The organism is Clostridium sp. ATCC BAA-442 (genome assembly GCF_964239415.1).
Classification (GTDB): domain Bacteria; phylum Bacillota; class Clostridia; order Oscillospirales; family Oscillospiraceae; genus Flavonifractor; species Flavonifractor plautii.
The window spans coordinates 19176-28661 of sequence record NZ_CAXSQB010000040.1 but is presented as its reverse complement, the minus strand read 5'-3'; the positions used below and the strand labels follow the sequence as shown (position 1 = coordinate 28661).

Genomic DNA, 9486 nt, shown 5'->3' with positions numbered 1-9486 from the left:
GCCCGGTTTAGGGCGCGCCGTTTTCCATTGCCCGGCCCCGGCAAATCTGCTATGATTGTAAGAGATTTGTCAGAATTGTCTCACGCTCTTTGACAGAAAGGGCTGGTAAGATAGCGTCCATAGGAGGGATTTGTGTGAACGAGTGTATTCTGGTGGTGGATGACGATCCCGAAATCGTCCGTGCCATCGCCATCCTGCTGGAAAAAGAGGGCTATCAGGTGCTCAAGGCCTACAACGGCATGGAGGCGCTGGAGCAGGCGGTAAACCCCGCCCTGCGGCTGATCGTCATCGACGTGATGATGCCAAGGCTGGACGGGCTTTCGGCGGTGATGAAAATCCGGGAAAAGCGCAACCTGCCCATTATTGTGCTCAGCGCCAAGAGCGAGGACTCGGACAAGGTGCTCGGCCTGTCCATGGGGGCGGACGACTACATCGCCAAGCCCTTCCATCCCCAGGAGCTGGTGGCCCGGGTGCGCAGCCAGCTCCGGCGCTATACCCAACTGGGCGACGTGAACGCCCAGAGCCAGGGCGGAGAGATCGTCAACGGCCGACTGTGCTACCGCCCGGAGGAGCGGGTGCTGCTGGTGGACGGGGAGCCGGTGAAGCTGACGGCCACGGAGCTGAAAATCGTGGATCTGCTCATGCGCAACCTGGGGCGGGTCTTCCCCGCCGAGGAGATCTACCGACGGGTATGGAACGAGGAGGCCTATGCCACAGAGAACACCGTCATGGTACACATACGGCGCATCCGCGAAAAAATCGAGCTCAATCCAAAGGAACCGGAATATCTGAAGGTGGTGTGGGGCATTGGATACAAAATCGAGAAGCGTTAAGCCCGCCCTGGCCTTTCTGGCCTTCGTTCTGGGCGTCACGCTGCTGGTCTACAGCGCAGCGGCGGCTGTGATTGTGACCGTTGCCAGCAGGGGTTCTTTCTACATCCCCTGGCGCGACATATTCTGGACCGACTACCAGACTACGGACAGCTTTCACAGCTTTATCAAGGATCGGCTCTATGAGCTGGCCACCGCCGCCGATACCCCGGAGGAGGAAAATCCCCTGGAGGGCTGGGACGACGGCCTGCTCTACCGCGTCCGGGCGGATGGAGTGCTGAGGTTCTCCAACACCGACGCCCTGTCTCCCGACCGGCTGCCCGACGGGTATAATTTTCTGATCACCTACGACGGGGAGAAGGTGACTGCCGTCAAGGACGGCCGCGACATCTCCAGTCAGTTCTCCCCCCTCCCCTTCGCGGATCCGGCGGGCGTGTCCGTCTCTCTGGCCGCGGCCGAGCACCCGCCCGCATCCGGCTCGTCGTCTCTCGCCTCCCTGGTCGGTTCTCTCCGACAGAACCGTGCCTTCTTTTTCTGCTTCCTGTTTCTTCCGTCCCTGGCGGGTATCGCCCTCACCGCCCTGTCCATTGTGTGGCACCGTCACAAGGTGCGGGCCGACCGGGCCATCGCCTGGTTCACCGGGCGGGTGTGGCTGGAGGTCAAGCTCCTGCTGCTCGTCCCCTTCCTCTGGGTGTGCGCCCTGGCCGGAATGTGCTGTCTGGCCGCGCTGATGGGGGAGGTGCTCACCTACAGCATTGTGCGCTACCTCTCCGTCCCCCTGGCCCTGTGGTGGGCTTACCTTTATATCAACGACCTGCGGTACAATTTCGGACACCTCAAGGAGCAGAGCCTGTGCGCCGCCTGTGTGCGCCTGCTCCGGCGGCAGATCCTGCGCCACCCCGCCGCCCAGCGGGCCGACCGGCGGATGATCTGGCAGTTTGCCGCCTGCCTCCCCTTTTTCCTGTTCTGCGCCCTGTCCGTGCCGGCCTTTCTGGTGTTCCGTCTGCCCCTTCCGCTGCTGCTCCTGCTCTGTATGGCCGGGATCGTGCTGATCGGTCTCCAGGTGTGGCTGGTCAGGGAAAGCCGCCGCTCTGCCGCTGAGCTGGACGCCCTGCTGGCCTGCATTGAGGCCGCCGGGGCGGGAAGGCTGGAGGGAGCCCCTCCCCTGCCGCCGGACTCAGATTTCCACGGTGCAGCGGAGCAGCTCTCCCACATGGAGGAGGGTCTGCGTACCGCATTGGCCGAACAGGTGAGGAGCGAGCGGATGAAGGTGGAGCTGATCACAAACGTCTCCCACGATCTCAAAACCCCCCTCACCTCCATCATCAGCTATACCGAGCTGCTCCAGCAGGAGGAGGGCCTGCCCGACCATGTGCAGGACTACATTCGTGTCCTCTCCGACAAGTCCAAGCGGCTCCAGGTCATGGTGCGGGACGTGTTCGAGGTGAGCAAGGCCGCTACGGGCAACCTGAGCGTAGATATAAAGCCGATTGATTTTGCAAAGCTGCTTCGCCAGACCCTTGCGGACATGGGTGAGGCCATCGAGGAGAGCGGCCTTGCCCTGCGGCCCCGTCTGCCGGAGTCCCCGGTCTGGATCGCCGCCGACGGCGACCGGCTGTACCGGGTGTTCCAGAACCTGATCGGCAACGCCCTCAAGTACTCCCTGGAGGGCTCCCGGATCTACCTGGAGCTGACCGCAGCAGACGGGCAGGCCGCGGCGGTGCTCCGCAACACATCACGGGAGGAGCTGCCCGACGGGGTGGATCTCACCGAGCGGTTCGTCCGGGGGGACGAGAGCCGCACCGACGGGGGCAGCGGCCTGGGCCTGTCCATCGCCCGCACCTTCACCGAGGCCTGCGGCGGAACTTTCTCCGTCCAAACGCAGGCGGATCTCTTCACCGCCTCCGTCTCCTTCCCCCTGACCAGGGAACGACCGCCCAAGGAGGAGAGCGCGGTATGAGACGGCTATGCGCGTGCTTTGCCGCCCTGGCGCCGGCCATTCATGACTTCCTGCGGATTACCGGCCATCAATAGGACTACAGTACCGTTTTAGAAGCCGAGGATGCAGCCTCCCCCTGTCCGAAATGAGTTTATCAACGCAGCACCCGGTATACCATATATAAAATCCGGCAACTCCCATTTTGGGGAGGGCCGGATTTTATTTGACGAATCTTTGCATTTATACTACAATAAGAGTATTATCAGGCGATTTGAAAGCGAGGAAAATGGTATGCCAGACAGCAACTCAAGCCACAATCCCCTCGGCTCCCTCCCCATCAATACCCTGCTGCCCAAATTCGCAATCCCTTCCATTGTCGCCTATCTGGTCACCTCTCTTTATAATATAGTGGATCAGATCTTCATCGGCCAGGGCGTGGGATATTTGGGAAACGCCGCTACCAATGTGGCTTTCCCCTTCACCACCGTGTCCACCGCCATTGCCCTGATGATGGGCATCGGCACTGCTGCCAACTTCAACCTGAATTTAGGGGCCGGAAATGAGGAACGGGCTCGCCGGGTGGCCGGCACCGGACTGTCCTGTCTTGCGCTGTTCAGCCTCACCCTGGGCCTGATCGCCTTGTTTTTCCGAGGCCCACTCCTCAACCTGTTTGGCGCTACGCCGGAGGTATTGCCCTACGCCATGATCTACACGGGCATTACCGCCTTCGGCCTGCCTATGGTCACCTTTACCACCGGGGCCAGTTCCCTGGTCCGGGCCGATGGAAGTCCCACCTACTCCATGCTCTGTACCCTCTCCGGCGCGGTACTCAACACCATATTGGACCCGGTGTTTATCTTCGGTCTGGACATGGGCGTGGCCGGGGGCGCGCTGGCCACCGTATTGGGGCAGGCTCTCTCCCTGGTCATGGTACTGTACTATCTGTTCCGCACCCGCATCCGTACCATCCGCCTGACGGCGGCCTCCCTGCACCCTTCCGGGCCACTTCTGCGTGCCATCTGCTCCCTGGGTGTTTCCCCCTTTTTAAATCAGATGGCCATGTTCCTGGTGCAGATCACCCTCAACAATACCCTGACCTACTACGGTGCGCTCTCCCACTACGGTGAGGACATTCCCCTGGCGTGTGTTGGGGTCATCTCCAAGGTCAACATCCTGATGCTGGGCTTTACCTTGGGTATCTCTCAGGGCTGCCAGCCCATCTTCAGCTACAACTACGGCGCCCGGCAGTATAGCCGCGTACGTGAGGCCTACCGAAAGGCCATTGTCGCCGCGTCCGTAATCTGTTGCATTGCCTTTGTGTGCTTTCAGCTCTTTCCCCGGCCGATCGTGGCACTGTTCGACCCCTCTGGCAGCGAGGAGTATTTTCAGTTCGCCGAGCGGTATTTCCGCATTTATATGTTTATGACACTGGCCAATGCCTTCCAGCCCATTACGGCCAATTTCTTTACCTCCATTGGCAAGGCCAAGCGGGGCGCACTGATCGCCCTCACCCGGCAGGTGATCTTTCTCATTCCTCTGATTTTGATCTTCCCCCTCTTCCTGGGGATTGATGGCGTCATGTACGCCGGTCCCATCGCCGACAGCGCGGCAGTAGTGGTGGCCCTAGCCCTAGTTACCCGGGAAATGAAGCGGATGCCCCACGTGGACGAACCCGTGGCGGCAGATACGCTGGTGTAGCTGGCTCCAGCGGCGGCGGGCAATGTGGGCGGCGGCATCACCGCCAGTCTCTTAGGCCTCTAGGGTCAGCCAATCGGCCCATCCCATACTCTTTTCTCGATACTGGCACCATAGGGAGGTGGCCCTGGGCGGCCGTTCCGGCTGCCGGTATCTGAGGCTGTCACCCCAGCTTTTCCGGCTGCTGCGTGGACCATATGCGTCCCCCAAATAACCAAACAGGAGGCGCCCCACGGGGTGCCTCCTGTGTTTACTTTCACAGATACAGCTCGGGCGGCTTGTCCCCCTTGGTCAATGCCTCCTCCAAATGAGCCGCTGTAGCGGCAAAGGCGGGGCCTTCCACCCGTCGGCTGCCCGCCGGGCAAGCCCGGACACAGGCCAGGCAGCGGATGCACTTCTCACCGTCGGTCGCACGGGGCGCGGCAGGATGGATGGCCTCCACCGGACAGGCCCCGACGCAGCAGCCGCAGCGGGTGCAGGTATCGTCCCCCACTGGGTAGAACGGCGCCCTCTGAAAGCTGCGGTAGGGCCGGTTCCCGGGCAATTCCGGGGCGCACCAAGGCCCCGACAGCTTCTCCGCCGCCCGGCGTCCCAGCTCCGCGGCCGCCGCCAGATCCCCTGCGTTGGGTCGCCCCACGGCTACCTTGGCGGAAAATGTGTGAGGCGCTACAAAGGCCCCCGCCGCCAGAGGGCGGAACCCCCGGGCGGCACACAGGTCGCTCAGCTCCGCCAGCGCGTCGTCAATGAGCCGGTTGCCATACACAGCCAGCAGCACCGCCGGAGTCTCCTCCCCCTGTAGGCCGTCCAGCAGCCCTGGCACCTCCGGCACTCGGCCGTAATAAACCGGTACGCCCAGGACAACTACATCATCTGCGCCGAACATATGAACTTTGCGCCGCTCCTCCGGCCGGGTCAGGTCCACTTCTCCGCCCATGTGTGGCATAGCTGCCGCCACAGCCCGGACATAGGTGCGCGTCCCGCCCGTGGGACTGAAATAGAGGGCTGTTGTACGTCTCTGCATGTGTTCCGCTTCCTTTCCACTTGTTTGATACACAGGAACGTGGCGTGGGGAAAAACACCCCACGCCACGTCTGCCTGTTTGCCGTTCGGCTATTGTACTGCCTTCTCAGCAGCAGCTGTTCCCGCAGCCGTTGTTGCAGCCACAGCCACCACAGCCGCAACCGCCCCAGCTCCCGCCGCCGCAGCAGCAACAGAGCAGGATAATGATCAGAATGATCCACAGGCAGCCGCCGCCGCCAAAGCCACAGCCATTATTGCACCCCATATGAAGTACCTCCTGGTTTGATGATGGAAACCAGAGGCGGAGCGGTGGGAGTACCGCCGTTCCGGTCCGGTCTCACTTCATACTATGCCGGGGACGCAGAGGGGTGCTTGGTACAAATTCTTTTTATTCCAGCTCAAAGGCGCCGGTATAGAGCTGATAATAGAGTCCGTGCTGCCGGATGAGATCCTCGTGGTCGCCCCGCTCTACAATGCGGCCGTGATCCAGCACCATAATGGCATCAGAGTTGCGCACAGTGGATAGCCGGTGGGCAATGACAAAGACGGTGCGGCCGGTCATCAGGGAGTCCATGCCCCTCTGGACGATGGCCTCAGTGCGTGTGTCAATGGAGGAGGTAGCCTCATCCAGGATCATCACCGGGGGATCGGCCACAGCGGCCCGGGCAATGGCGATGAGCTGCCGCTGGCCCTGGGACAGGTTGGCACCGTTGCCGGTGAGCATGGTGTCGTACCCCTGGGGCAGGCGGCGGATAAAGTCGTCTGCGTTGGCCAGCACGGCGGCGGCCTCGACCTCCTCGTCGGTGGCGCTCAGATTGCCGTAGCGGATGTTTTCCCGCACGGTGCCAGTAAAGAGGTTGGTATCCTGAAGCACAATGCCCAGGGAGCAGCGCAGATCCGGCTTATGAATATCGTTGATAGAGATGCCATCATAGTGGATCTTGCCGTCCGCGATGTCGTAGAAGCGGTTGATCAGGTTGGTAATGGTGGTCTTACCCGCGCCGGTGGCGCCCACGAAAGCCAGCTTCTGGCCGGGCTTGGCGAAAAGGCTGATGTCGTGGAGGATGGTTTTGCCCTCCTCATAGGCGAAGTCCACATCATCAAAGCGCACGTCGCCCGCCAGCTTGGTATAGGCGAAGCTCCCGTCCTCCTGGGGGACCTTCCAGGCCCACAGATTGGTGCGCTCACTGGTTTCCTGGAGGGCGCCGTCCTTGTTATAGGACACGTTGACCAGGGTGACGGTGCCGTGATCCTCCTCGGAGGGCTCATCCATCAGGTCAAAAATCCGTTGAGCACCGGCCAGAGCCATGACCACAGAGTTGAGCTGCTGAGAGATCTGGCTGATTGGGTTGGTCAAACTCTTGGAGAGCTGGAGGAAGGATGCGATGACACCCAGGGTAATACCGCCCCCCAGGCCATTGAGGGCCAGCGCTCCGCCCACCATGGCGATGACCACATATTGGATGTTGCCAATGTTGATGAGGATGGGCATGAGGATATTGGCGTACTTGTTGGCCTTATAAGCGCTTTCAAACAAGGCGTCATTCACACGGTCAAAGCCCTCCTGGGCCTCCTCCTCGTGGCAGAAAACCTTGACCACCTTCTGGCCGTTGATCATTTCTTCGATATAGCCGTTCAGATCGCCCAGCTTCACCTGCTGGCGGACGAAGTAGCGGCCGCTGCGTCCGGCCAGGAACCGGGTCACCAGCAGCATGCACACGATGCACACGATTACCACGCCAGTGAGAGTGAGGTTGAGTACAATCATGCTGACAAAGGTGACCACGATCATCATCAGGGAATTGATTACCTGGGGAATGCTCTGGGAGAGCATTTGCCGCAGGGTATCCACGTCGTTGGTGTAGACGCTCATCACATCGCCGTGGGCGTGGGTGTCAAAATACCGGATAGGTAGCGTCTGCATGTGGCCGAACAGATCGTCGCGGATCTTCTTCTGCACGCCCTGGGAGATGGTGACCATCAGGCGGTTGTAGGCCAGGGCGCACAGGGCGCCCACCACATAGAGGCAGGCCATCAGGAGCAGAGCGTGGAGCAGGCCGGTGAACACCGGGTGTTCCATGGCCAGCAGAGGCGTGATATAGTTGTCGATCAGGGCGCCCAGGAAAATGGAGCCGGCCACAGAGGCCACCGCGCTGACCAGGATGCATACCAGCACCAGAAAAAAGCGGATCAGGTAGCCCCGGCCCACATAACTGAGCAGGCGCCGGACCGTGTGGGACTTTTTCTTCGGCATCTTATTCATCCTCGCTCCCTCCCTTCGTCTGGGATTCATAAATTTCCCGGTAGATCTCACAGCTCTGGAGCAGCTCGCCGTGGGTGCCCATGGCGGAAATCCTTCCGCCATCCATCACCAGGATTTTGTCCGCGTCCTCGATGGAAGAGATACGCTGGGCAATGATAAACTTGGTGGTGTCGGGGATCTCCTCCCGGAACGCCTTGCGGATCAGTGCGTCGGTTTTGGTGTCCACGGCGGAGGTGGAATCATCCAAAATCAGAATCTTCGGCTTCTTCAGCAGGGCCCGGGCGATACACAGGCGCTGCTTTTGGCCGCCGGACACATTGGAGCCGCCCTGCTCAATATAGGTATCGTACTTGTCGGGGAATTCCTGGATAAAGGGGGCAGCCTGGGCCAGCTTGCATACCCGGACCATCTCCTCATCGGTGGCGTCCTTCTTACCCCAGCGCAGGTTCTCCTTAATGGTGCCGGAGAACAGCACGTTCTTCTGGAGCACCATGGCCACCTGCTCCCGCAGGGCGTCCATGTCGTAGTCCCGCACATCCACACCGCCCACCAGGATGCGGCCCTCGGTAGCGTCGTACAGCCGGGGAATAAGCTGCACCAGAGTGGTCTTGGAGGTGCCGGTGCCGCCGAGAATGCCCACCGTCTCACCGGACTTGATGTTCAGGTTGACGTTTTTCAGGCACTCCTTACTGGGGTCCTTGGCGTAGCTGAAGCTGACGTTCTCAAAGACTACAGAGCCGTCCTTGACCTCCTCCACCGGATTCTCCCCGTTGCACAGGTCGCTCTCCTCGTTGAGCAGCTCGGTAATACGCTCGGCGGAGGCGCGGGCCAGGATGATCATGACCAGCACCATAGAGAGCATCATCAGGCTCATGAGGATCATCATGATATAGCTGAACATACTGGTGAGCTGCCCCACATCCATGCTGCCGCCCACTACCAGATGGGCGCTCAGCCAGGACACGGTCAGAATACACGCATAGACGCACAACTGCATCAGCGGCATGTTGAAGGCGATGAGCTTTTCCGCCTTGGAAAAGTCCATATAGATCTCCTGGGAGACCTTCCCGAATTTTTCCTTCTCGTGCTCCTCACGCACAAAGGACTTCACCACCCGGATGCCAAGCAGGTTTTCCTGTACCACATTGTTCAAGTGATCATACCGCTTGAACACCCGCTCAAAGATGGGGTGGGCTCCGGTCATAATAAAGAACAGGCCCAGGCCCAGGATGGGGATCACCACCAGGAAGACCAGCGCCAGTCTGGGGTTGATGGTAAAGGTGAGCACCCATGCACAGATAAGCATGATGGGACAGCGCACAGCGATGCGGATGATCATCATAAAGGCCATCTGTACGTTGGTCACGTCGGTGGTCAGGCGGGTAATGATACCGCCGGTGGAGAATTTGTCGATGTTGGAAAAGGAAAATTTCTGAACATTCCGATACATCTCCCGGCGCAGATTACGGGAGAAGCCGGTGGCCGCCCGTGCGGCATAACGGCCGGACAGGGCGCCCAGCAGCAGAGCCGCCAGGGCCATGAGGACCACAATGCCGCCGTAGTAGAAAATACGTTCCATATTTCCCGCCTCAACGCCCTGGGTCAGCAGACGGCCTGTCATCATGGGAATCAGGACATCAAAGGCCACCTCGCCGATGACAAAGATCGGCGTCAGAATCGTGTCCTTTTTGAACTCCTGAATACAGCTCACAAGTCCGCGTTTTTTCTTCATGCACATT

7 protein-coding genes are annotated in these 9486 nt (G+C 60.3%); 3 read left to right on the top strand and 4 right to left on the bottom strand.

The features are described 5' to 3' along the window. Positions 1–134: 134 nt before the first annotated feature. From ACESY8_RS14820 to ACESY8_RS14810, 3 genes are all read left to right on the top strand, one after another. Positions 135–833 carry a response regulator transcription factor gene (locus ACESY8_RS14820; protein WP_024724128.1) on the top strand — a complete coding sequence of 233 codons (699 nt, stop codon included), beginning with the start codon at positions 135–137 and terminating at the stop codon, positions 831–833. Further along, on the top strand, positions 808–2790 hold the full coding sequence (locus ACESY8_RS14815) for a sensor histidine kinase (protein WP_434307663.1): 1983 nt from the start codon (positions 808–810) through the stop codon (positions 2788–2790). Before ACESY8_RS14820 ends, ACESY8_RS14815 begins: the two co-directional genes overlap by 26 nt. A 270-nt stretch (positions 2791–3060) precedes the next feature. Further along, a complete protein-coding gene (locus ACESY8_RS14810; RefSeq protein ID WP_054338317.1) occupies positions 3061–4467 on the top strand; it encodes an MATE family efflux transporter in 1407 nt (468 codons plus the stop codon). Between the two features lie 253 nt (positions 4468–4720). Here the strand turns inward: ACESY8_RS14810 and ACESY8_RS14805 are convergent, their stop codons facing one another. From ACESY8_RS14805 to ACESY8_RS14790, 4 genes are all read right to left on the bottom strand, one after another. Beyond that, positions 4721–5485 carry a 4Fe-4S binding protein gene (locus ACESY8_RS14805; protein ID WP_054338316.1) on the bottom strand — a complete coding sequence of 255 codons (765 nt, stop codon included), beginning with the start codon at positions 5483–5485 and terminating at the stop codon, positions 4721–4723. A gap of 105 nt (positions 5486–5590) precedes the next feature. Next, the gene (locus tag ACESY8_RS14800; protein ID WP_009256919.1) at positions 5591–5749 is read right to left on the bottom strand and encodes a hypothetical protein; all 159 of its coding nucleotides are present in this window, start codon (positions 5747–5749) and stop codon (positions 5591–5593) included. Between the two features lie 123 nt (positions 5750–5872). Next, a complete protein-coding gene (locus ACESY8_RS14795; RefSeq protein ID WP_434307664.1) occupies positions 5873–7747 on the bottom strand; it encodes an ABC transporter ATP-binding protein in 1875 nt (624 codons plus the stop codon). Next, entirely contained in the window at positions 7740–9479 is a 1740-nt protein-coding gene (locus tag ACESY8_RS14790) for an ABC transporter ATP-binding protein (RefSeq protein ID WP_054338345.1), read from the bottom strand. Before ACESY8_RS14790 ends, ACESY8_RS14795 begins: the two co-directional genes overlap by 8 nt. Positions 9480–9486 lie beyond the last annotated feature (7 nt).

Excerpts from the sequence above, each read along its gene's own strand:
- ACESY8_RS14810 (WP_054338317.1), top strand. The coding sequence starts at position 3,061 with ATGCCAGACAGCAACTCAAGCCACAATCCCCTCGGCTCCCTCCCCATC.
- ACESY8_RS14805 (WP_054338316.1), bottom strand. The coding sequence starts at position 5,485 with ATGCAGAGACGTACAACAGCCCTCTATTTCAGTCCCACGGGCGGGACG.
- ACESY8_RS14800 (WP_009256919.1), bottom strand. The coding sequence starts at position 5,749 with ATGGGGTGCAATAATGGCTGTGGCTTTGGCGGCGGCGGCTGCCTGTGG.
- ACESY8_RS14795 (WP_434307664.1), bottom strand. The coding sequence starts at position 7,747 with ATGAATAAGATGCCGAAGAAAAAGTCCCACACGGTCCGGCGCCTGCTC.
- ACESY8_RS14790 (WP_054338345.1), bottom strand. The coding sequence starts at position 9,479 with ATGAAGAAAAAACGCGGACTTGTGAGCTGTATTCAGGAGTTCAAAAAG.